General features: G+C 71.8%; 19 protein-coding genes. 13 read left to right on the forward strand and 6 right to left on the reverse strand.

Annotation, left to right across the window (positions count from 1 at the left end):
* Positions 1-34 precede the first annotated feature (34 nt).
* The 3 genes from ACFVT2_RS08530 to ACFVT2_RS08540 all read left to right on the forward strand — a co-directional run bounded on the left by ACFVT2_RS08530 (position 35) and on the right by ACFVT2_RS08540 (position 2,695).
* Positions 35-1,093, forward strand: a complete 1,059-nt coding sequence (locus tag ACFVT2_RS08530) for a zinc-binding dehydrogenase (protein ID WP_390013799.1) — start codon at positions 35-37, stop codon at positions 1,091-1,093.
* Positions 1,090-1,362: a dienelactone hydrolase family protein gene (locus ACFVT2_RS08535; protein ID WP_390013802.1), complete on the forward strand. Its 273-nt coding sequence runs from the start codon at positions 1,090-1,092 to the stop codon at positions 1,360-1,362. Before ACFVT2_RS08530 ends, ACFVT2_RS08535 begins: the two co-directional genes overlap by 4 nt.
* Before the next feature lie 88 nt (positions 1,363-1,450).
* Entirely contained in the window at positions 1,451-2,695 is a 1,245-nt protein-coding gene (locus ACFVT2_RS08540; protein WP_390013805.1) for an alginate lyase family protein, read from the forward strand.
* Positions 2,696-2,789: 94 nt separating this feature from the next.
* On the opposite strand, the gene ACFVT2_RS08545 is transcribed toward ACFVT2_RS08540, so the two are convergent.
* Positions 2,790-3,398 (reverse strand): hypothetical protein, encoded by a 609-nt coding sequence (locus ACFVT2_RS08545; RefSeq protein ID WP_390013807.1) that lies wholly within the window; start codon positions 3,396-3,398, stop codon positions 2,790-2,792.
* Positions 3,399-3,468: 70 nt separating this feature from the next.
* A complete protein-coding gene (locus ACFVT2_RS08550) occupies positions 3,469-4,839 on the reverse strand; it encodes a cytochrome P450 (RefSeq protein ID WP_390013810.1) in 1,371 nt (456 codons plus the stop codon).
* 270 nt (positions 4,840-5,109) lie between these two features.
* On the opposite strand from ACFVT2_RS08550, the gene ACFVT2_RS08555 reads away from it, so the two are divergent.
* Entirely contained in the window at positions 5,110-5,799 is a 690-nt protein-coding gene (locus tag ACFVT2_RS08555) for a TetR/AcrR family transcriptional regulator C-terminal domain-containing protein (RefSeq protein ID WP_390013812.1), read from the forward strand.
* 93 nt (positions 5,800-5,892) lie between these two features.
* Here ACFVT2_RS08555 and ACFVT2_RS08560 read toward each other — a convergent pair whose 3' ends face one another.
* Positions 5,893-6,357: a DUF6194 family protein gene (locus ACFVT2_RS08560; RefSeq protein WP_390013887.1), complete on the reverse strand. Its 465-nt coding sequence runs from the start codon at positions 6,355-6,357 to the stop codon at positions 5,893-5,895.
* 47 nt (positions 6,358-6,404) lie between these two features.
* Between ACFVT2_RS08560 and ACFVT2_RS08565 the strand changes: the two genes are divergently transcribed.
* Positions 6,405-7,241 (forward strand): MerR family transcriptional regulator, encoded by an 837-nt coding sequence (locus ACFVT2_RS08565; RefSeq protein WP_390013814.1) that lies wholly within the window; start codon positions 6,405-6,407, stop codon positions 7,239-7,241.
* Positions 7,242-7,332: 91 nt separating this feature from the next.
* Here the strand turns inward: ACFVT2_RS08565 and ACFVT2_RS08570 are convergent, their stop codons facing one another.
* The 3 genes from ACFVT2_RS08570 to ACFVT2_RS08580 form a co-directional block, all read right to left on the reverse strand.
* Positions 7,333-7,551, reverse strand: a complete 219-nt coding sequence (locus tag ACFVT2_RS08570) for a hypothetical protein (protein WP_390013817.1) — start codon at positions 7,549-7,551, stop codon at positions 7,333-7,335.
* Positions 7,552-7,653: 102 nt separating this feature from the next.
* Positions 7,654-8,634: a helix-turn-helix transcriptional regulator gene (locus ACFVT2_RS08575; RefSeq protein WP_390013820.1), complete on the reverse strand. Its 981-nt coding sequence runs from the start codon at positions 8,632-8,634 to the stop codon at positions 7,654-7,656.
* Between the two features lie 169 nt (positions 8,635-8,803).
* On the reverse strand, positions 8,804-9,520 hold the full coding sequence (locus ACFVT2_RS08580; RefSeq protein ID WP_390013823.1) for an SDR family oxidoreductase: 717 nt from the start codon (positions 9,518-9,520) through the stop codon (positions 8,804-8,806).
* A 111-nt stretch (positions 9,521-9,631) separates the two neighbouring features.
* Here ACFVT2_RS08580 and ACFVT2_RS08585 point away from each other — a divergent pair, with 111 nt between their 5' ends.
* From ACFVT2_RS08585 to ACFVT2_RS08620, 8 genes are all read left to right on the forward strand, one after another.
* A complete protein-coding gene (locus ACFVT2_RS08585; protein ID WP_390013890.1) occupies positions 9,632-10,459 on the forward strand; it encodes a helix-turn-helix transcriptional regulator in 828 nt (275 codons plus the stop codon).
* 633 nt (positions 10,460-11,092) lie between these two features.
* Positions 11,093-12,793 carry a sensor histidine kinase gene (locus ACFVT2_RS08590; protein WP_390013893.1) on the forward strand — a complete coding sequence of 567 codons (1,701 nt, stop codon included), beginning with the start codon at positions 11,093-11,095 and terminating at the stop codon, positions 12,791-12,793.
* Positions 12,790-13,467 (forward strand): response regulator, encoded by a 678-nt coding sequence (locus ACFVT2_RS08595; protein WP_390013825.1) that lies wholly within the window; start codon positions 12,790-12,792, stop codon positions 13,465-13,467. Before ACFVT2_RS08590 ends, ACFVT2_RS08595 begins: the two co-directional genes overlap by 4 nt.
* Before the next feature lie 502 nt (positions 13,468-13,969).
* Positions 13,970-14,776 carry an ABC transporter ATP-binding protein gene (locus tag ACFVT2_RS08600; protein ID WP_390013827.1) on the forward strand — a complete coding sequence of 269 codons (807 nt, stop codon included), beginning with the start codon at positions 13,970-13,972 and terminating at the stop codon, positions 14,774-14,776.
* 109 nt (positions 14,777-14,885) lie between these two features.
* A complete protein-coding gene (locus ACFVT2_RS08605; protein ID WP_390013829.1) occupies positions 14,886-17,450 on the forward strand; it encodes an ABC transporter permease in 2,565 nt (854 codons plus the stop codon).
* Between the two features lie 155 nt (positions 17,451-17,605).
* A complete protein-coding gene (locus ACFVT2_RS08610; RefSeq protein WP_390013832.1) occupies positions 17,606-18,604 on the forward strand; it encodes a TIGR01777 family oxidoreductase in 999 nt (332 codons plus the stop codon).
* Positions 18,605-18,735: 131 nt separating this feature from the next.
* The gene (locus tag ACFVT2_RS08615) at positions 18,736-19,209 is read left to right on the forward strand and encodes a carboxymuconolactone decarboxylase family protein (protein WP_390013835.1); all 474 of its coding nucleotides are present in this window, start codon (positions 18,736-18,738) and stop codon (positions 19,207-19,209) included.
* A gap of 205 nt (positions 19,210-19,414) precedes the next feature.
* Entirely contained in the window at positions 19,415-20,272 is an 858-nt protein-coding gene (locus ACFVT2_RS08620) for a class I SAM-dependent methyltransferase (protein ID WP_390013837.1), read from the forward strand.
* Positions 20,273-20,703 lie beyond the last annotated feature (431 nt).

Consider the following 20,703-nt stretch of genomic DNA (forward strand, 5'->3'; position numbering starts at 1 on the left):
GCGTGTGGACTACGTCGTCATGAAGGCATGGCACATGACCACACCCGAAGGCGGCCTGCATCTCGCGGAGTTGCCCGACCCCCTGCTGCGCGGCGGCGGCGCGACACTCGACGTCCTCGCCGCGCAGGTCCCCGCGTACACCGGCGTCCTCGTGGCCGGCGGGCGCGGCGGATTCCCGACGCCGATCGTACTGGGGGCCTGCGGCATCGGCAGGGTGACGGCCACGGCGGACGACGTGTTCGGGGTGCGGCCGGGCGATGTCGTCGTCGCGGGCGGCGTCTTCCGGTCCGGTCGGGTGTCCCGTCCGGAGGAGGCGCTGCTGGCGTGGACCGGTATCGGCGGTGACGGTCGGGCCACCCCGACCACCGAGCGCATGCGCGACGTATGGCGCGACGGCCTGTACGCCGAGCGGGCGGTATGGCCGGAGCGGACACTGGTCGCCCTGCCCGGCGCGGACGCGTACCCGGCTCCCGAGCGGCTCGCGTTCCTGCCGTGGCTCGGCATCGCGGCGGAGGCGATCGACCGCGCGGGGGTACGCGCGGGACACGTCGTCGCCGTGGTCGGCGCGACCGGACAACTCGGGGCGGCGGCCGTGCTCATCGCCCTCGCCCGCGGCTCCGCGGCGGTCGTCGCAGTCGGTCGCCATCGTGGCTCGCTCGACGCCCTCGCGGGCCTCGATCCACGCGTGGTGCCCGTACCGCTCAGCGGTGACCGCGCAGCCGACGGGCGGGCCATCGCGGCGGCTGCCGGGCCGGTCGACGTGGTCATCGACACGCTCGGCGCGGTGCCGAGCCCCGACCCGACGATGGCCGGGTACGACGCGCTGCGTCCGGACGGGTCCTGGGTCCTGGTCGGCGGGGTACGGCAGGATCTGCCGATCCCGTACGGCGACTTCATGCACCGTCGGCTGACGCTGCGCGGATCGTGGATGTACCGCGATACGACCGTCTTCGAGCTGTGGTCGATGGTCCGCGGTGGCGTCCTCGACCTCTCGGTACTCGACGTCACGGTCGTCGGGCTCGACGACCCCGCTGCGGCGCTGACCGCGGCCTCCCAGTCGCACGGGCTGGGCATCGTCGTCCTGGTCCCGTGACGTGTGACGAAACGGCGTGGGGACCGCTGAACGGCGGCCCCACGCCCCCAACCCAGCTCGCCTACTCCCAGGCAGGCCACGGGTTCTTGCATGACGAACGGCCCGACTCCTACGGCGCGACGGCTGCCGCGGATGCCTGGCCACGGACCCTGAGCGCGCTCGCGCAGCACGTCCGGTCCGACTGGGCGCAGCCGGCCCCGCCGCTCTCGGAGGCGGGGCCGCCTCCTCCCCGCACACCACTCACACCAACCCCCTTGGCATGGGCATGATTTGATGCTTCACTGCCCACGTTAGGAAGGTTTCCTAACAACTCTGGGCATGGGTGTCCACCTCCACTTCCGAGAGGACGGTTCCCCGATGGGCCGCAAGACCACGACGTCCCTGATGGCCGGCGCAGTGCTCACCGCCCTCCTCACACTCACCACCCTCTCGCCCGCCGGGGCCGGTTCGGCGCGCACCGCCGCCGCAACCCCGGTGACCAGGGCCGCCGACCAGGGGCCGGACCGTCACCCGGCGAGGCCGTTCCGCCACCCCGGCGTCCTGGTCGGCGGCCAACAGTTGGCCTTCTCCAGGGACCGGTTGGACGCCGGGGCCGAGCCGTGGAAGTCCGCCTTCGCGGAACTGCGGGCCAGCCGGTACGCCTCCCTCGACCGGCAGCCCAAACCCCGCGCCACCGTCGAGTGCGGTTCCGGTTCACACCCCGACAACGGCTGCTCCGACGAACGCGACGACTCGATGGCCGCGTACACGGACGCGCTCCAGTGGGCCCTCACCCACGACCAGCGCTACGCGCACGAGGCGATCAAGATCATGGATGCCTGGTCGGCCGTCATCCAGGAACACACCAACTCCAACGCCCAGCTACAGACCGGCTGGTCGGGCAACAACTGGGCCCGGGCCGCCGAGTTGATCCGGCACACGGGGGCCGGCTGGCCGGCCGCCTCCGTCGACCGCTTCGCCACGATGCTGCGCACCGTCTACCTGCCTGAACTGACGCCGGGCAGCCCGCGCAAGAACGGCAACTGGGAACTGATCGAGACCGACGCCCTCATGGGCATCGCGGTCTTCCTCGACGACCACGGGGCGTTCAACCAGGCCGTGACGATGTGGCGGAGCCGCCTGCCCGCGTACGTCTACCTGGCGTCGGACGGAGCGCTACCGGTGCCACCACCGCACGCCGGCATCAACGGGAGGGACGCGCTCGTCAAGTACTGGCAGGGCCAGTCGGACTTCAGGGACGGGCTGGCGCAGGAAACCTGCCGCGACTTCGGGCACACCGGTTGGGGGCTGGAGGCGGCCGCGCAGGCCGCCGAGACCGCCCGGCTCCAAGGGCTCGGCCTGTGGGCCGAGGGCCGCGAACGGCTGGTCAAGGCCCTGGAGTTCCACACCGCGTACGCCAACGGGGCCGGCGCGCCGGACTGGCTGTGCGGCGGAACGGTCAATGCCGGCCTCGGCCCTGCCGTCCAGCTCGCCTACAACGAGTACCACGTGCGGGAGGGCATCGCGATGCCGCAGACCGCGCGGTACGTGGCCGCGCACAGCCCGTTCGGGGCCAACTACTTCATCGGCTGGGAGACCCTGACGCACACCAACGCCCCATGAGCGGCGCGCCCGTGCTGCGCCGGTCGGAGCCCGGCCGGCCCGGCTGTCGCACCGCGGCCCGTGCCGCACACGAGCAGTCGCCGCAGGACTCGCGTCAGGAACGGAAGCCGATGACGCCGAAGCCGGGACGCGCCTGCGCATGGCGCATCCACTCCAGGCACTGCATGACGGCCTCCACCACCTCGGGCTCCAGCGGCGGCGCGTGATCCGCCCGCTTGGTGGCCTCGAACTCCTCCAGCGCCTGCGCTATCTGCTCGGGTGTCCACTCGCCGCACCCCGGCGTATCCGCGTACGGAACGGGAGCGGGCGGAGCACCGTAGCTGAATGCGCTCACGGACACGGACGTGATGCGCAGGTCCTTCAGCCCCTGGTCGACCGTCTCCAGCCAGCCACCGCGGTGCGGCGTGAAACAGTCATTGGCCAGGAACGAACCGGTCAACGCGCACAGCCTCTTGTAGGCGTAGCCGTACTGGAAGGCGTGATGGGAGTGGTCGCTGAAAGGGCCGCCGTGGATGACCTCGCGGAGCGCGTCGTACGCGGTGGGGGCACCTGTCCCGATCTCGTGGCTGAAGTAGTCGTCGTCACGGGCCAGGTCGTCCGCGAACCGGGTGCGGATCACGTCCAGTAGCTCGTCGTCGCGGGATCCGACCAGGGCGCGGGTCGCGGCGACGTCGAGCAGATAGACGCTCAGGGAAGAACTCATGGCACGACCTTAGAGGTGGCCACTGACAGTGCCGTTTCCCGCGTCGTCGTCGTGACTGGCTCGCTCCCCGTCAGGAAACCAGGGCCTGTGCGGTGGTGCCGAGTCGGGCGGGAAGGTGGGCGTAGCCGCGCAGGATCCGGGTGCTGCGGCGACGGGCTCCGGTACGGAGGGTGAGGTGCGGAAAGCGGCCGTAGAGGGCTTGCAGGCCGACTTCGGCTTCCATGCGGGCGAGGGCGGCGCCCAGGCAGTAGTGCCGTCCGCCGGAGAAGGAGAGGTGTTCCTTGGCGTTGGGCCGGGTGATGTCGAACCGGTGCGGTTCGGCGAAGAGTGCGGGGTCGCGGTTGGCGCCGGCGAGCAGCAGGGTGACGATCGCTCCGCGCGGCACCCGGTGGCCGCCAACCCTGGTGTCGCGAACGGCGGTTCGCCCCGTGAGGAACACCGGTGGGTCGAAGCGGAGCATCTCGTCGACGGCGTTCGGCCACCGGGACGGGTCGCCGTGGAGGGCGTCGCGCTGGTCGGGGTGACGGTCGAGCAGGGCGATGCCGTTGCCGAACAGGTTCACCGTGGTTTCGAATCCGGCGGCGAGCACGAGGCCGGCGGTGGCGCGCAGCTCGGTCCCGGTCAGGCCCCGGCCGTCTTCGTCGCGGGCGGTGACCAGTTGGCTGAGGAGGTTGGTGCCGGGCTGCCGCCGGATCTGTTCGATGTGCTGCGCCAGCCACCCGTCGAAGTCGGTCAGGCAGCGTTCGACGGTCAGGAACCGGCGCCAGGACAACCCGAAGTCGAGGCTGGGTGCCGCGCCCGTACCGAAGCGGAGCACGCGGTGCCGCTCGGAGTGGGGGACACCGAGGATCTCGGCGATCACGGTGACGGGCAGCAGGGCGCAGTACGTGGCGACCAGATCGACGTCGGCGGCGCCGGACGTGCGGCGTTGCAGGTCGTCGAGGAGTTCCTCGGCGATCTCCTCGGCACGGGTGCGGAGTTGCTGCACGGCACGCACGGAGAAGACGCGGGTGACGAGCTTGCGGTATCTGGTGTGCTCGGGCGGCTCGGTGACCAGCAAGGACGGGGGCTTCAACGGTCCGATGGGCGCGGTCGCACCGGCCCAGGAGGCCAGTTGCGCGAGTGGTCCCCCCGTGGCGGGTACGGCGCCGGTGCGGAAGTCGTTGCTGGTGAGCACCTCCTGGACGGTGGGGTGGGAGGCCGTGACGAAGCCGTAGCGACTGCGGTGCACGGGCCCGTCCGCACGGATCCGGTCCATCAGTTGGCGCTCGACGACAGCCGCCTCGCCCTGGGGGCCCGGGTCCCGGGAGAGCGCCACCAATTGGCCGTTGAGGTCGCCCCGGCGCGCCGCGCGGTCCATCGCCAGCCGGGGCAGGGCGTGCCCGAGGGCCCACCGGACGTGGCGGGCGAACAGCCGTTGCGTGAGGGGGAGGTCACTCATGACGTGGGTCGCTTCCTTCCGGTGGTGCGCCGTCCCGCACGCGCTCGTGCGGTGGCGCGGCCGCTCGCGTACGGGGGCGCGGAAAGGCGGGGTGGTCGGGCTCCTCGTGCCGACCGGCCCGGCGAGGCCGGCACGGTCTCGCCTCACCTCACCGCGCCGCGAAGACTTGCACTGCAAGTCACCGACGAAAGGACGCTAAACTTGCAGTGCAAGTGATGTCAAGGAGCGGGTGATCGCCGCAGCCGGATCGGCCGCGGCCAGGAGGGTGACGTGACGGTTCGAGGCACCGGCCGCGGAAGAAGACTCGGCCTGACGCGGGAGAAGGTGATCGCCGCGGCCGTGACGATGATCGACCGCGACGGCGCCGACGCCTTCTCCCTACGGAAACTGGCCATCGAACTCGACGTCGAGAACATGTCCCTCTACAGCCACGTGCCCAACAAGGACGCCCTCCTGGACGGCGTGGCCGAAGCGCTCCTCGCCGAGGTCGACTTCCCCCACAACGACACGGACAGCTGGCAGGACCGGATCCGCGCGCACGCCGCGGCCTTCCGCGCCGAAGCCCAACGCCATCCGAAGGCGTTCCCCCTCGTGCTCACCCGCCCCACGCGGTCCCCCGCGGCGCTGCTGGCTCTCCACTCCACCCTGGCCACCCTCACCGACCTCGCTCTTGAGCCTGAGGAGCGGGTCCACGTCCTGCGCAGCTACACCGCCTTCATGATCGGCTCGATCATGCGGGAGTTGGGCCACGCCATCTACCTGGGCTCCCTGGACGATCAGCAGATCCAGCGGCAGAGCGACGACATCGCGGCCACCGGCGACCCGATCCTGATCGCCACCGCCCCGTACCTGGCCGCCGGCAACCACGACGCCGAATTCCACTACGGACTGGAACTGCTGATCGCCGGCCTGGCAGCCCGGGCCGGCGTCCCGTACGACGGCGGCCCCTCCAAGCCCTGACCCCGGCCCGCGGCGCCCTCTCCGCGACACGGGTACGACACCCGGGCGAACGGGCCCCGCACGCGGCTCAGCGCCGGTTTCCCGGCTCTCCCCTCACCTTCCCGGCTCGTGTCGCCGCGCCGACCGGTCACGAGCGGCGTCGTGGGCACCGCGCAGCAACTGCGCGACCAGGTCCCCCGTACGCTCACCGGGGTTGACGACGGAGATCCAGCCGAGTGTCCCGTACACCGGGTGGGGCAACACCACATCGACGGCCGAGTGGTCCCGGGGCCGGGCGAGGCTGCGCGGCTCCTCCTCGGTCAGCTCCCGGAACGTCGCCCGGTCGACGTGGATGTTCACCCGCCAGCGTCCCTCGGGGTCAAGGTCGGATGCGGCGTCGTCGGGGTAGTTCTTGGTGACGATCGTCCCGTAAGGCTGGGTGGTCCGCGGCATCTGGCCGTCGGGCGCGTAGTAGAAGAACGCATCCCCCCACACGAGCTCCGGCAAGTCGCCGCCGGGCTCCGGGAGGACCACGAGCGCCCCGTCGAAGCCGCGCACCGTCGCGATGATCTGTTCCATATTCATGGTTCAAGCATCTCCTTCAAGTGCTTCTGTGGGGTTGGTCGATGGGTGAGCTGGTGAGCGGTGGGCAACGGGTACCGCTCCGAACGGTCGATGTCGCCAGGGAGTCGGGGTACTCGGTGCAGCAGGTGCGCGACTTGGAGCGGCTCGGGGTCCTTCCCCCGGCCACGCGGTCGAGCAACGGGTACCGCGCCTACACGGCGGTTCACGTGCACGCCCTGCGCGCCTATCGAGGGCTCGCGAGCGCCGTGGGTCCTGTCGCCGCCCGACAGCTGCTCACGGAACTGCGAACGGGCCCGCTCGCGGAGGCGGCCTCGGCGATCAACGAGCTCCATGTGCGGCTCGCACGGGAACGGGACGAGGCCCTGCGCGCCCAACGGGCGTTGCGGGCGATCCAGGCCGAGGCGCAGACATCCGAGTTCGAGCGGGACAGCGACGCGATGACGATCACGGAGCTCGCGGGAGCGCTCCACGTACGCACCTCGACCCTGCGGTTCTGGGAGCAGGAGGGACTCGTCACGCCCGAGCGCGTGACGTCGCTGCGAGCACGTCGTTACGATCTCTCCGCCATCAGGGCGGCCCGTATCGTCGCGGCCCTTCGCAGCACCGGCTACGGCATTCCGGCCGTGCGCGAGATCATCGGCTCCCTGCACCGGCTCGACGGCCTGGAAAAGACCCAACACGTCCTGCAACAACGTCTTGACCAGATCGCGACCCGGACCGTGGCACTGCTCCGAGCCGGCGCAGACCTGGCAGCCGTCGTCACGTCCCCCGTCGAACCGACGACCACGGCCGCAGCCACAGCCACGAAGGCCACGGCCACGGCCACAGCCACAGCCACAGGCAGGATCGGGACCAGGGCCGGGACCGGGACTACCTAGGCGACGCCGCACGCTGGCGATCCGGAGTCGTGTCGGGAGGGCTGCTGGGTGCCCAGGTCGCGCAGCCGTCGGCCCGCCGCTGAACGTCGTGTCACCGTCCGCCCGTCCAGGTCTCCGGACCACCGCCCTGCCACTGGATCAGGTCCGGGTCATGAAGATCGACGTGGTCGGGGTCGAGGCCGGCGCGGCGGACGAACTCCAGGACGTCGATCATTCCGTAGGCCAGGCCCACCGAGTCGTGGCCGATCCAGACCCGGCGCCCGCCGTCCGCCGCCGGCGCATCGACCATGATCTTGGGAGCCCTGTCCATGGCTCCACGGTGCGGGCTCCTTGTTCGCGGCGCGCCTGCCATCGGCCCACCTGGGCGAGTCACCGGTGATGGTGCCGCCGCCCCCGCTCTCCGTCAGGTCACTCATTCCGCCGCGGCGGGGTCGGGGAGAGCGGCGTGCCAGGTGCGCTGGGCCGTGCCGCGCAGGTGGTCGAGGACGTCGGGGTCGGCGTCGAGGGTGTAGTCGGCATCGAGGCCGACCAGGGTCTGGGCGATGCGGGGCAGGTAGTCGTCGGAGGCATCGACCAGGCAGGTGTTCCCGCCGCCGGGACGGACGCGGGTGGCCAGACCCGGAGTGCGGGCGCGGACCTGCTCGGCGGAGGTGTGAACGGTGGCGACGGCGCGGTAGCGGGTGGGGGCAGCGGACAGCCGGCTCGCCACGAAGGCGGCGGGGTCGTCGCCGGGTACGGGGCGGGGTGGGACGCGTCGGCCGGTGGGGGTGGCGTTACTGATGCGGTCGAGGCGGAAGAGACGCCAGTCGTCCTTGTCGGTGTCGTGGGCGAGGAGGTACCAGAGGTTGCCGGAGGCGACCAGGTGACAGGGCTCGGCCCGGCGCCAGGTGGTGGTGCCGTGGCGGGTGCGGTAGTCGAAGCCGACGATCTCGTGGTCGCGGCAGGCCACGGCGAGGGCCGCTAGGAGCACGGGGTCGGCGCGGGCCCCGCGGGTTTCCCAGGCGATGCCGCTGGCGGATGCCTGGACAGCAGTGACCTGGCCTCGCAGGCGGCGCGGGAGGACCTGTTCGAGCTTGGCCAGGGCACGCAGGGCGGTCTCCTCGATACCGGTCAGTCCGCCGGCGGCGGTGCGCAGGGCGACGGCGATGGCGACGGCTTCGTCGTCGTCCAGGAGGAGGGGCGGCAGGTCGGTGCCGGAGGCGAGACGGTAGCCACCGGCGTGGCCGCGTGCACTGTCGACGGGGTAGCCCAGCTCGCGCAGGCGGTCGATGTCGCGGCGGACGGTGCGCACCGTCACGCCGAGTTGTTCGGCGAGATCGGCACCGGACCATTCCCGCCGGGTCTGCAGCAGGGACAGCAGCCGCAGCAGGCGGGCGGTCATGTCGCTCGTCATGCATTCCACTATGCCCGAGCCAAAGGACACGGCCTGTCCTGAATCCCTGTCCTGTAATGCCTGTCCTGAATTCCCGTTCGGCTGTCCGCCCACCGGATCCGCCTGGATCCAGGCGAATCCAGGCATAAGAAACCGTCCAGGCAAGCAAAGCGGGGCGGCGCCGGTCCTGTCAGGTGAGGAGGCGGTGGCCACCGTCCACGTCCAGCACCGTGCCGGTGATGAATCCGTTGCGCATCACCGAAAGGAACGCCTGGGCAATGTCGTTGGGGGTGCCGATCCGCCGGGCGGGGAGCCGCTCGGCCAGTTCGGCGAAGGCCGCCTGCTTGTCCATGCCGAGCTGGTCCCAGATGGCGGTGTCCACCCAACCCGGAGAGATCACGTTCACGCGCACGGGCGCCAACTCGATCGCCAGGCCGTATGCCAACGACGCGAGCGCACCATTGGCCGCGGCCACGATGGTGTTGGCTCCGTTCGGTCGGTACGCGTTGATTCCCGAGGTGTACGTGATCGACCCGGTCACCCGCCCGACCGCGTGTTTGCCGACGAGCCAAGCACCCAGCAGCTTGGTGTCCACGACGGCCTCGGCGGCCGCCGTGGCGACGTCGGCTATCCGGCCGTACGCCCCGGTCACGTCTGCTGCGGTGACCGCCACATGCTCCACTCGCTCCACCCAGGCGAAGAGTTCGGCCACGTCCTCCTCGCGGCCGATGTCTGCCCGCACCGTGCTGATCTTCCCTTGCGCGGCCTGCGCCAACTCCTCCTTGGCGGCCGCGAGTCGGTCGGCGGACCGGCCGACGATCGTTACGTCCATACGCTCGGCGAGCAGGGTCCGGGCCAGGGCCAGGCCCATCCCGGAGCCGCCGCCGATGATCATTGCGTCAGTCATGATCCGAGCTTCTGCCGAACGCCGGGGCCCGGGAAGGCCGTGCCGTTCCTGGGTGTGACACGGCCACCCAGGAGTGGATCATTCGATGGCACACTCAGGGGCGTGAACGCGATGGCGGAGTTCCTTCGGATCCGGCGCGGGCGGATCGGCCCGGCAGACGTCGGGTTGCCCACCGGGCCAGGCCTCCGGCGCGCCCCCGGGCTGCGTCGCGAGGAACTGGCCGCGCTGGCCGGGGTGAGCGTGGACTACTACACGCGCATCGAGCAGGGCCGGGAGACCGCGCCCAGCGACGCGGTACTGGACGCGCTGGCCCGGACCCTGCGCCTCACCGACGACGAGCACGCTCATCTGCTCGCCCTCGCCGACCGGACGGCCGGACGGACACCGCGCCGCCGGCCCGCCGACCCACAGCCGGTCAGCGCCGGTCTGCGGCTGCTACTGGAATCGGTCCGGCCCAACCCGGCGTACGTACTCAACGAGATCAATGACGTGCGGGCCGCCAACCCCGAGGGCCTGGCGCTGCTGTCCGGGCTCGCCGACTGGCCGCCCGGCCAGCGGAACATGATCCGGTACGCCTTCCTGCACCCGGCCGCGCGCACGCTCTTCACCGACTGGGACCGGGTGGCTCGCAACAGCGTCGCGCACCTGCACACGGCCGAGCAGACCGCCCCGGACCGGACCGCCGCGCTGGTCGCCGAACTGTCCTCGGCCAGTGGCGAGTTCGCCGCGCTGTGGCTGCGGCACGAGGTATGGGTCAAGCGCGGCGGCGAGACCGCTTTCCACCATCCGGCGCTCGGCCCGCTCACCCTCACCAACGAGGTGCTCAACACCGCCGACCAGAGTCAGCGCGTCCTGCTCTACCAAGCCACACCCGGCACCGCCGAACACGATGCCCTGGTACTGCTGGCGATGACGACCCAGGACACCGGCACCTCGTAGACCTCACCGACGCGCCCGCGGGCGCTGGTGACCTCGAACTAGGAACACCGGGTGCGCGGCCGTTTCCGGCGGACGAGCTTGCCGCTGCCGAGCGTGATCGTGGACGCGGTCGCGGTCGCTGTCGAAGAGGGCCAGCCCTCCCCCGTCCCCTTCCTGCGAGCCGCCGCACAACTGGGTGCCGAGCCGAGCCACTGCCTGGTCATCGAGAACGCCGCGTCCCGGGGTCAGTCCGGACTGCGGGCCGGACTGACGGTGTGGGGCGTGAACGCCACCGTCGCGGTCGAGGGCGTGCACCGTCACTTCAACAGCCTGCGTGAGGCGGTCCCGCACATCCTGGCCTTCCCGTCCGGAACACTGGCGCACTGGCGCACTGGCGCACTGGCGCACCGGGGCACGCCGCGGCTTGAGCCCGTCCGCCGACGAACCGGCCGGCCGCCTGCGGCCCTGGCCTGGTGTGCGGCGATGCCCCCGCGTTTCTCTGTCTTTCGGCAGAGAGACACATCGCCCGCAGGGTTCATGCCGTCACGCAGCCGGACGTCGATACTGGTCAGCGTGGCGCGCACCAACCCTTTCCGTCGACTCGCCCGATGTCGCCCGCTGGTCGGAACGGCCTCGGGCGGGTCCGCGCGCACCATGGCGGTGACGGCCGGTGCGGCCCTCTCGGGCCTGGGGCTGTACGTGACGCTCGGGCACCTCGGGTTCTTGCCGTACCCGTGGTTCCAGTTGCTGGCGCTCGCTGTCGGTGCCGGGGTCTTCCCCCTGCACCGCCGGTTCCCCGAAGCCGTGCTGCTCGCGCTCGCCGTACTGAGCGGCCTCTCGCCCGGCGTCGGGCCGATCACGGCGGCGGCCGCGTACGCGATGGCGCGCCGGGCGGTCCGGGCACATTGGCGTGCCCGGCTGCTCGGCACGGCGGGGGCCCTCGTCGTGGGTTCCGCGACGGCGGCCGCGCCGTGGCTCGGTCCCGGGTCGGTGCCGTACGGGCTGGCGCTCGGTCTGGTTCTGGCGTCGACCGGCGTGGTCGTGCCCGGCCTGGTCGGCACGGCGCACGGGCAGCAGGGGCGCTTGCTGCGGGCGCTTCGCGAGCGCGGTGACGCGGCGGAGCGGGCCCGCCGGTTCGCCGACAGCGAGGCCCGGATCCACGAGCGGTCCCGCATCGCCGCGGAGATGCACGATCTGGTGGGGCACCGGCTCAGCCTGATCTCACTGCACGCCGGCGGGCTGGAGCTGGCCTTGGACCGGGCGGCACCCGAGCTGCGCGAGGAGGCCGTCCTGGTGCGGCGGACCACCCGGGACGCGATGCGGGAACTGCGGCAGGCGCTCGGGGTGCTCGGGCCGCTCGGCCGGGACACCGGGCCGGATGTGCTCACCGATGCGACCGGCACCCGCGCCGATATCGAGACGCTGGTGGCGGAGTCCCGCGACGGCGGGATCGCCGTCCGGCTCGATTGGACGGGGCCGGATCTCGTCGCCCGCCCGGCGCGGGTACGTCGGGCGGTGCACCGGCTCGTACGAGAGGCCCTGACCAACGTGCACCGGTACGCGACCGCGGCGCACGTGACCGTCACGGTCCGGCATGACGACGAGCAGGTGCGGGTCACCGTTCGCAATGGTGCACCGCCGAAGCGGCCGGCCACCGCCAGGGACGTGGGCACCGGCCGCGGACTCACCGGCCTCAGGGAGCGGGTGGAGCTGCTCGGTGGGTCGTTCGCCGCCGACGCGTTGCCGTCCGGTGGGTTTCAGGTGGACGCGACGGTACCGGCAGATCCCGCCGATCCTGCCGATCCCGGAGACGTCCTCGTCCCGGAGCGGCCCGGCAGCGGGCAGGACGCCTCCGATCCCGCGGGGGAGAACACCCCGTCCGCTACGGAGGAAGCGCAGGACCAGCCCGGCGCGGACGTCCTGGCCAGCGCGGAAGACCAGACCGGTGGCGAGCGGCCCGTTCCGACCGAGCGCCGGACCACCGAGGCGCTGATGCTCGCCATCGGGCTGGTGGGACTGTCCGTGCTGATGGCCCTCGGGGTCACCTTCGTGTACGCCACCCGGCCACACGTGGCGGGGCCGCCTCCGCTGCCCCGCGTCGGCATGACCTACCAGGAAGTGGCGGGGCTCGGCGTACTGGACAACGCGGCGGTACGGGCCGCCGCCACCGGCCACGAACCGCCGCGCCCCGTCGCCTCGGCGGGCTGCATCTACCCGTTCAACGGCGCCACCGAGAGCCGCCCCGGCAGCCTGACCGTCGCCCGCTACTGCTTCGACGCCTCGCAGCGTCTGATCGCCATCGACCGCTTCACCGTCCCGTCGGTCCGGGACGCCGCACCCTGGGAGACCCCGTGACCGAGCCCAACCGGCCCATCCGCGTCCTGCTCGCCGACGACGAAACGATGATCCGGCACGGTGTCCGCCTGATCCTCCGGCACGCCGACGGCATCGACGTCGTCGCCGAGGCCCCGGACGGGCGGCAGGCCGTCGACCTGGCCGCCGCCCACCACCCCGACGTTGCGCTGGTGGACATCCGGATGCCGGTGTGCGACGGCCTGGCCGCGATCGCACCGCTGCTCGCCCTCGACCCCGCGCCGCGGGTGGTGATGCTGACGACCTTCGGCGACGAGGCCAACGTGATCCGGGCGCTGCGCGAGGGCGCCTCCGGCTTCCTCCTGAAGGACGAAGGCCCGCAGGAGCTGATCAGCGCGGTGCGGGCGGCCGCCGCCGGCGATGCCGTGCTCTCACCGGGCGTCACCGGGGCGGTGATCGCCCGGATGTTGCGCGGCGGCGATCCGGAAGCCGCCGACCGCGCGCTCGCCGACGAGCGGATCGCCCGACTCACCGCCCGGGAACGGGAGGTCCTCGCGATGCTCGGGGAGGGACTGTCGAACCAGGACATCGCAGGGCGGCTCGGCATCGGGATCGGCACGGTGAAGACGCATGTCGGCGCGATCTTGGACAAGACCGGTTCGACCAGCCGGGTGCAGGCCGCTCTCCTGGCCCACCGGACGGGCCTGGCGGGCTGAGCTCCTGAGCTCCTGACGTCGCGAGGACCTGCGGTTCTGCGGTCCTGCGGTCATGGGTCCTGGCTCCTGCGGGGGCGTTCCTGGAGCTCGATCGGCGTCCCCGTGCCCTCTTCCGGCCCCGCCCTCGCCCAGGCGGCGGCTTTCGTGGGCGAAGGCGGAGTGCGTTGCCTGAGTCGGTCGGTCAGCACTCCCCACGGACGATTCCGAAGGGCGATGCGTGCCGGTCTGCTGCCTGTGCTCACCCCGACCCGGTCCTTGCCGGTCGTCGCCTGTGCTTGCCGGCCCTTGCCGGTCGTTGCCGGTTGCCTTCTCTTCCCAAAGGGAGAGTCCGGCCGCCGGAGCTGGGTCCAAGAGCAGAGACGGCGCCGGCCGAACCTTGCCTTGGGCAGAGGTCAACTCCACCCGCCAGAACGATGTTTCCGCAGGTGGGGGCGGTGAGGATGGAGGAGTTCCTCCGGTCCGCGGCACTGACTGCGGACCCTCGCACCCAGGCGGAGTACACATGTCACAGCTGTCTTCTTCCCCCCGCTCCCCCGTCGCGGAACCAGCCGCCCGCGCCACGGGCCTGACCAAGGTGTACGGGAAGGGTGAGACCCGGGTCACCGCCCTCGATGCGGTGTCCGTCGAGTTCGCCCGGAGCCGCTTCACCGCCGTCATGGGCCCCTCCGGGTCCGGCAAGTCCACCCTGATGCACTGCTTGGCCGGGCTGGACAAGGTGACGTCAGGTTCGGCCCGCATCGGTGACACCGAGCTCTCCAGCCTGACGGAACGACAACTCACCGCGCTGCGACGGGACAAGGTCGGCTTCGTCTTCCAGGGCTTCAACCTGCTGCCCACCCTCAGCGCACTGGAGAACATCACGCTGCCGCTGCGGATCGCCGGACGGCAGCCCGACACGGCCTGGTTGGAGGCCGTCGTCGCCACCGTCGGGCTGGCCGACCGGCTGGACCACCGGCCCGTCGAGCTCTCCGGCGGCCAGCAGCAACGGGTCGCCGTGGCCCGCGCGCTGGTTTCCCGGCCCGAGATCGTCTTCGCCGACGAGCCGACCGGAAACCTCGACTCACGGTCCGGCGCCGAGATCCTCGGCTTCCTGCACGACTCGGTACGGGAGTTGGGGCAGACGGTGGTGATGGTCACCCACGACCCGGTGGCCGCCGCGCACGCGGACCGGGTGGTGTTCCTCGCCGATGGGCGCGTCGTCGACGAACTGCACGAGCCGACCTCCGGCGCCGTACTCGACCGAATGCTCCAGTTCGAGGACCGGGCCCGGGCCCGAGACCGGGACGACGACCGGGACCGGACGCACTGACCCCGTCCGCCCCGGGACCGCCCGGCGCCCCGGCACATCCGCGTCGCGCCCGCTCTCTTCCCCACGCCTCCCCCGCCCTCCCCCACCTCCCTGCTCCCGAAAGCTCCCCATGCTGCGAACAACCCTGCGCAACGTCCTCGCGCACAAGGCCCGTCTGGCCATGACCGCCCTGGCGGTCTGCCTCGGTGTCGCGTTCGTCTCCGGCACCCTCGTCTTCGCGGACTCCTCCGCCGCTGCCTACCGGGCCGCCGCGTCGAAGGACTTCGCGGACATCGCGGTCACCGTGACCCCGAAGGACCCGCCGTCCGGACCCGCCGCGCACCAGCGCACCGCGGCGCTCGACGACGCACTCGCGCACAAGCTCGCCGAAGTGCCCGGTGTCGCCGCGGTACGACCGTCGGTCGACGGCTCGGCCACCCTGTCCGCCGCGGACGGCACTCCGCTCCGGGCCGGCACGTCCTGGGCGAACCTCGCCGCCGCCTACACACCGGGCAAGGACGACAAGGACAGTCGCTACCCGCTGGTCAAGGGCCACGCCCCCCGGAACGGCGGCGAGTTGGCCGTGGACAGCGGCACCGCCGCAGCGGGCGGGTTCAGCATCGGTGACACGGTCACCCTGGCCACCGACGGTCCGGTCATGACGAAGCGTCTGGTGGGCATCGTCACCACCAAGGACAGCCGGGTGGTCGCGGGCGGCACCCTCGCCCTGTTCGACAAGGCCACCGCCCAGCGGCTGTTCGCGTCCCCGGGCCACTACACCGGGATCGACCTGTCCGCCACGCCCGGCACCAGCCAGTCCGCGCTCTCCGACCGCGTCGGCGCCGTACTCCCGGCCGACCGGGCCGAGGCCACCAGCGGCGCCGCCCAGGCCACCCAACAGGCCGGATACCTGGACACCCTGACCCGGGGCTACACCAAGCTGCCGCTGGTCTTCGCCGGGGTCTCGCTGTTCATCGGCTCGTTCCTCATCGTCAACACCTTCACGATGCTCGTCACCCGGCGCATCCGTGAGATCGCGCTGCTGCGGGCGATCGGCGCCTCGCGTCGCCAGGTGGTCCGCTCCGTCCTCGCCGAGGCGGCCGTGCTCGGCCTCGCCGCCTCGGTCGCCGGTTTCCTGCTCGGCCTCGGCATCGCCTCCGTGCTGCCCGACATCCTGAGCACCGCACAGGACACTCTGCCCAACGGACCACTGGTGATCGGCCCGCGCCCCGTCATGGCCGCGCTCGGCGTCGGCGTGGGTGTCACGGTGCTCGCCGCGTGGCTGCCCTCCCGCAGGGCGGCGAGCATCGCGCCCGTCGAGGCGATGCGCTCGGCCGAGCAGGCACCCTCCCCCGGCCGGTCCCGGTTGCGTGGCGTGGTGGGACTGGTCCTTCTCGTCATCGCTGCCGGACTGCTGGTGTGGCTGACCGGGGCGAAGGACGCCTCGGTCGAGAACCTACAGAGCGCGATGCTCGGCTGCGGCATCCTCGCCGTCTCCATGATCGTGCTGGCGCCGCTGCTCGCCAGCCCGGTGATCCGACTCACCGGCCGGCTGACCAGCCGTTTCGGCGTCACCGGCCAGCTCGCGCGGGAGAACGCGCTGCGCGACCCGCGGCGCACCGCGGCCACCGCGTCCGCCCTGATGATCAGCACCGCGCTGGTCGCCGGGCTCGCCGTCATCGGGAACTCCACCGGGCAGGCGCTCGACCGGCAGGCCGCCGCGGGCCTCGGCGCCGACTACGTGATCAGCACCCGCATCCCGACCACCAGCATCGACCCGGCCGCCGTGAGCCGGGTGGCCGGCACCTCCGGAGTGCGGACCGCGGCCACCATCGCGGACTCCACCCTGTTCACCGGCGGCCACGTCCAGCAGATCTCCGGCATCGACCCGGACACCGTGGACGCGGTCATGAGGCTGCACTTCGTGAGCGGTTCCGCGAAGGACCTCGGGCCGGGCCGGATCGCGCTCTCCAGCACGCTCGCCCGGGAGCACGGACTGAGCGCCGGCGGCCGGCTCAATGCGCGCATGGGAAGCAACCAGGAGTTCCAGCAGTACACCGTCGTCGGCGTCTACCAGGACAACCCGGTCGCCCGCGACGCGCTGGGCGCCCGTGCCGAAGTGCAGAAGACCGGCTTCCTGCCCGGCTCCGCACAGCGGATCCTCGTCCGCACCGACAGCGGCGCCACCTCCCAGATCACCGAGAACCGCCTGCGCACCGCGGTGGGCAACAACCCGCTGCTGAAGGTCCAGGACCGGTCGGAACTCGTCCACGAAGCCGCCGGCACCATGGGCAACCTGCTGGTCCTGATGTACGGGCTGCTCGCCATCGGCCTCGTGATCACCTCACTGGGCATCGTGAACACCCTGGCCATGTCGGTGTCGGAGCGGACTCGGGAGATCGGCGTGCTGCGCGCCATCGGCATGGACCGCGCCGGGATCCGGCGCATGGTCCGCCTGGAGTCCTTGACCGTCGCCGCGTTCGGCACGCTGCTGGGCCTGGTGGGCGGGGTGTTCGGTGCCTGGGCGGTCGGCGCGCTGGCCAACGGCGCGCTGACGCAGTACTCGCTCGCGCTCCCCTGGGGGACGCTGCTGCTGGTCTGCCTGCTGTCCCTCGCGATCGGCGCGATAGCGGCGGTCGTCCCGGCCCGCCGGGCGGCCTCCCTGAGCCCGCTACGGGCCGTCGCGGACGCGTAGGAGCAGTCGGCTCAGAAGGGTGCGCCGGTCGCGGCCGAATCGGGCGGAGCTCGACGAACGGCCGGCGTACCACCTCGCTCCCCACTCACACCCCCGTTTTGAACGCGTTCAATTCTGCGGGTTACGCTGATGTCCACCGAAGCTGAGGGGGCTCGATGAAGATAGTGCTGCCCGGGGGAACCGGACAGGTGGGCGCGGTCCTCGACCGTGCGCTGACGGCGGCCGGCCACGAGGTCACGGTGTTGACCAGGCGCCCGAGGCGGGAGCGTGACATCGGCTGGGACGGGACCACGCTCGGTGCCTGGGCCGAGGCGGTCGACGGCTGCGATGTCGTGATCAACCTGGCCGGACGCAGCGTCTCCTGCCGCTACACCGCCGAGAACCTGCGGGCCATGATGGATTCCCGGGTCGACTCGGCGCGGGTGGTCGGCGAGGCGATCGCCGCCGCCGCGCGTCCACCGCGCGTCTGGCTACAGATGAGTACCGCGACGATCTACGCCCATCGCTTCGATGCGGCGCACGACGAGGCGACCGGGGTGATCGGCGGCTCGGAGGCCGGGGTGCCGGACTACTGGGCATACAGCGTCGACATCGCGAAGAACTGGGAGCGGGCGCAGACCGAGGCGCGGACGCCGGCGACACGGAAGGTGGCGCTGCGCTCGGCGATGGTCATGAGCCCGGACCGGGGCGGGGTCTTCGACGTACTGCTGCGGCTGGCACGACTGGGGCTGGGCGGGCCGGTCGCCGGCGGTGCGCAGTACGTCTCCTGGATCCACGACGAGGACTTCGTCCGCGCGGTGGAGTTCCTGATCGCCCGGGACGACCTCGAAGGGCCGGTGAACCTCGCGTCGCCCGGCCCCCTCCCCCACCGGGAGTTCATGCGGGCACTGCGCACGGCCCGGGGCGTCCCCGTAGGGCTGCCGGCGACGCGGGGGATGGCGGAGCTGGGGGCGTTCGCGCTACGCACGGACACGGAGCTGCTGCTCAAGAGCCGCCGGGTGGTGCCGGGTCGGCTGCGCGCGGCCGGGTTCGACTTCGCGCATCCTGAATGGGAGAGGGCGGCCGCGGACCTCGTTCGGCGGGCCAAGGCGTCCCGTTCGGATCACCGGGCGGGCCGGAGGCGCCCGGGAGCGGCATCACGGCAGCGATCCTGAACGTGTCGTCGTAGGTGGTCGGTACCGCAACGCGGGCCGGGGCGACGCACGTCACATGCGTTCGTGTCACATCGTGCCGGGCCCCATCCGTCAGAGGTGTGTAGCCACCGACAACGGCAGAGGAGCTCATCGTGGATGCCCGTTTGAACGTCTTCGAAAGTCCGACCGCAGGCAAGTTCCTGAGGCACATCGTCTCGGCGGGCAAGGTGATCTCGGACTCACCACTGCCGGCCGCGACCCAGCAACTGGTGGCGCTCCGCGCGAGCCAGATCAACGGCTGCGGCTTCTGCGTCGACATGCACACCAAGGACGCCACGGCCGCCGGTGAGACGTCGGTGCGCCTCAACCTGGTCGCGGCGTGGCGGGAGGCCACGGTCTTCACCGAGGCCGAGCGCGCCGCGCTGGAGCTGGCGGAAGAGGGGACCCGCATCGCGGATGGTGCCGGTGGGGTCACGGACGAGGTCTGGGCGCGTGCCGCCGAGCACTACGACGAGGAGCAGCTCATCGCCCTGGTGGCCCTGATCGCCCTGATGGGCACCTTCAACCGACTGAACGTCATCACCCGGCAGCCCGCCGGCGACTACCAGCCCGGGCAGTTCGGATAGCCGGCAGCACCTGCCCGGGAGCCGGGGCCATCCCCGTTCCACACCACAGGCGGCGGCTCCGGGCTCCGGGCTCCGAACTGCGGGGCCCTTCGCTACGGGACCCCGAGCGGGCTCCCGGCAAGGACCGGTACGGGGAAATCGGAGAATGGCCGACTCACGGCAGGCGCCCTCCCCCTCACGGTGCGGGGCGCCTACCGTGACCGCCATGTCGTATGGGACTCCTGGCAATGACCCGGCATCGGTGCAGTCGCGCCGCCACATCTTCGGCGACGACGCCGAGCAGTACGACACGGCCAGGCCCGGCTATCCCCGCCAACTCGTCGAGGACGTCCTGGACTTCTCCGCTCCGGCCGCGAGCGGGCCGACGCTGGAGGTGGGTGCCGGAACCGGCAAGGCCACACTCGCCTTCGCCCGGCCCGGCGTACCGATGACGTGCGTCGAACCGGACGTCCGCATGGCCCGGGTGCTGCGCCGCCGCTGTGCGCAACTGCCCGACGGCAATGTCAGCATCGAGGTCGCCGACTTCGAAACCTGGCGTCCCTCGCGACGCTACGGGCTGCTGTACTGCGCACAGGCATGGCACTGGGTCGACCCCGCCGTCCGCTGGGCCAAAGCGCAGGCCGCGCTCGCACCCGGCGGAGCGATAGCCCTCTTCTGGAACCACTGGTTCCTCCAGTGCGGCGAACTGACGGACCGGCTGACCGCCGCCCACACCCGGCACGGCATCGAGATACCGCCGGACACCCTTCTCGATCCCCGCCCCCGTCCCGCGCGCCGGGGCCCCGAGTCGCGCCAATGGCGCGAGATGACGGCGGCGGGCTTCGTCGACCCGGACCACCGCCTCTACGCCTCCGTCCACGAACGGTCCACGTCTGCCCTCATCGGCCTGTTCGCCTCCTACGGGGGCTACCGCGCACTCCCGCCCGAGCCCCGGGAGCAGCTCTTCGACGACATGGCCCACCTCGTGGACGAACACGGCGGACGCGTCCACGTGAAGGTGATCACGAGCCTCTTCCTGGGGCGCACGCGAGTCGATGCCGCCCCGTCGGCCCTGCCGTCGTAGGGAACTGACGTGACGCGAGGACACCGCCCGCGCTGGCCGTCACGCCCAAGCTGGGCATGACGCACCGCCCCGCAGGGTCGTGCCGGAAGGCGGGTCGAGTACTGACAAGCCCGCGTGAACGCCTCCCCGGCAGGTGAACCCGCCCGAGAACACCGAGCACACCTCAACGCACTGACGGCCCAGCTGGCAGACCTCCTGGCCAGGCCCGCCGACGACCCTCCACTGGCCGCGCTACGGGCCGCGGCCGCCGTGGAGCGCCCGCATCTGAAGGTCTTCAACGGACGCGGCGGGAACCGGGGCCGCCGTCCATGGTGACGCACCGTCTGGGACGGCTCCTTTCACCGTCACTTCATTGGTACGGAATGATTACCAACCGTGACTTACTCGTCAGTCACCACGTTGGCCCTTGCGATCCGGGGCTCAGGCGAACG

It is taken from the genome of Streptomyces sp. NPDC058000, assembly GCF_042886435.1.
Classification (GTDB): Bacteria; Actinomycetota; Actinomycetes; order Streptomycetales; family Streptomycetaceae; genus Streptomyces.

Coding starts and splice junctions, on each gene's coding strand:
- ACFVT2_RS08620 (WP_390013837.1), top strand. CDS start 19,415: ATGTCGTATGGGACTCCTGGCAATGACCCGGCATCGGTGCAGTCGCGC.
- ACFVT2_RS08565 (WP_390013814.1), top strand. CDS start 6,405: ATGGGTGAGCTGGTGAGCGGTGGGCAACGGGTACCGCTCCGAACGGTC.
- ACFVT2_RS08590 (WP_390013893.1), top strand. CDS start 11,093: ATGGCGGTGACGGCCGGTGCGGCCCTCTCGGGCCTGGGGCTGTACGTG.
- ACFVT2_RS08580 (WP_390013823.1), bottom strand. CDS start 9,520: ATGACTGACGCAATGATCATCGGCGGCGGCTCCGGGATGGGCCTGGCC.
- ACFVT2_RS08585 (WP_390013890.1), top strand. CDS start 9,632: ATGGCGGAGTTCCTTCGGATCCGGCGCGGGCGGATCGGCCCGGCAGAC.
- ACFVT2_RS08560 (WP_390013887.1), bottom strand. CDS start 6,357: ATGGAACAGATCATCGCGACGGTGCGCGGCTTCGACGGGGCGCTCGTG.
- ACFVT2_RS08570 (WP_390013817.1), bottom strand. CDS start 7,551: ATGGACAGGGCTCCCAAGATCATGGTCGATGCGCCGGCGGCGGACGGC.
- ACFVT2_RS08600 (WP_390013827.1), top strand. CDS start 13,970: ATGTCACAGCTGTCTTCTTCCCCCCGCTCCCCCGTCGCGGAACCAGCC.
- ACFVT2_RS08610 (WP_390013832.1), top strand. CDS start 17,606: ATGAAGATAGTGCTGCCCGGGGGAACCGGACAGGTGGGCGCGGTCCTC.
- ACFVT2_RS08550 (WP_390013810.1), bottom strand. CDS start 4,839: ATGAGTGACCTCCCCCTCACGCAACGGCTGTTCGCCCGCCACGTCCGG.
- ACFVT2_RS08605 (WP_390013829.1), top strand. CDS start 14,886: ATGCTGCGAACAACCCTGCGCAACGTCCTCGCGCACAAGGCCCGTCTG.
- ACFVT2_RS08575 (WP_390013820.1), bottom strand. CDS start 8,634: ATGACGAGCGACATGACCGCCCGCCTGCTGCGGCTGCTGTCCCTGCTG.
- ACFVT2_RS08540 (WP_390013805.1), top strand. CDS start 1,451: ATGGGCCGCAAGACCACGACGTCCCTGATGGCCGGCGCAGTGCTCACC.
- ACFVT2_RS08545 (WP_390013807.1), bottom strand. CDS start 3,398: ATGAGTTCTTCCCTGAGCGTCTATCTGCTCGACGTCGCCGCGACCCGC.
- ACFVT2_RS08530 (WP_390013799.1), top strand. CDS start 35: ATGACCACACCCGAAGGCGGCCTGCATCTCGCGGAGTTGCCCGACCCC.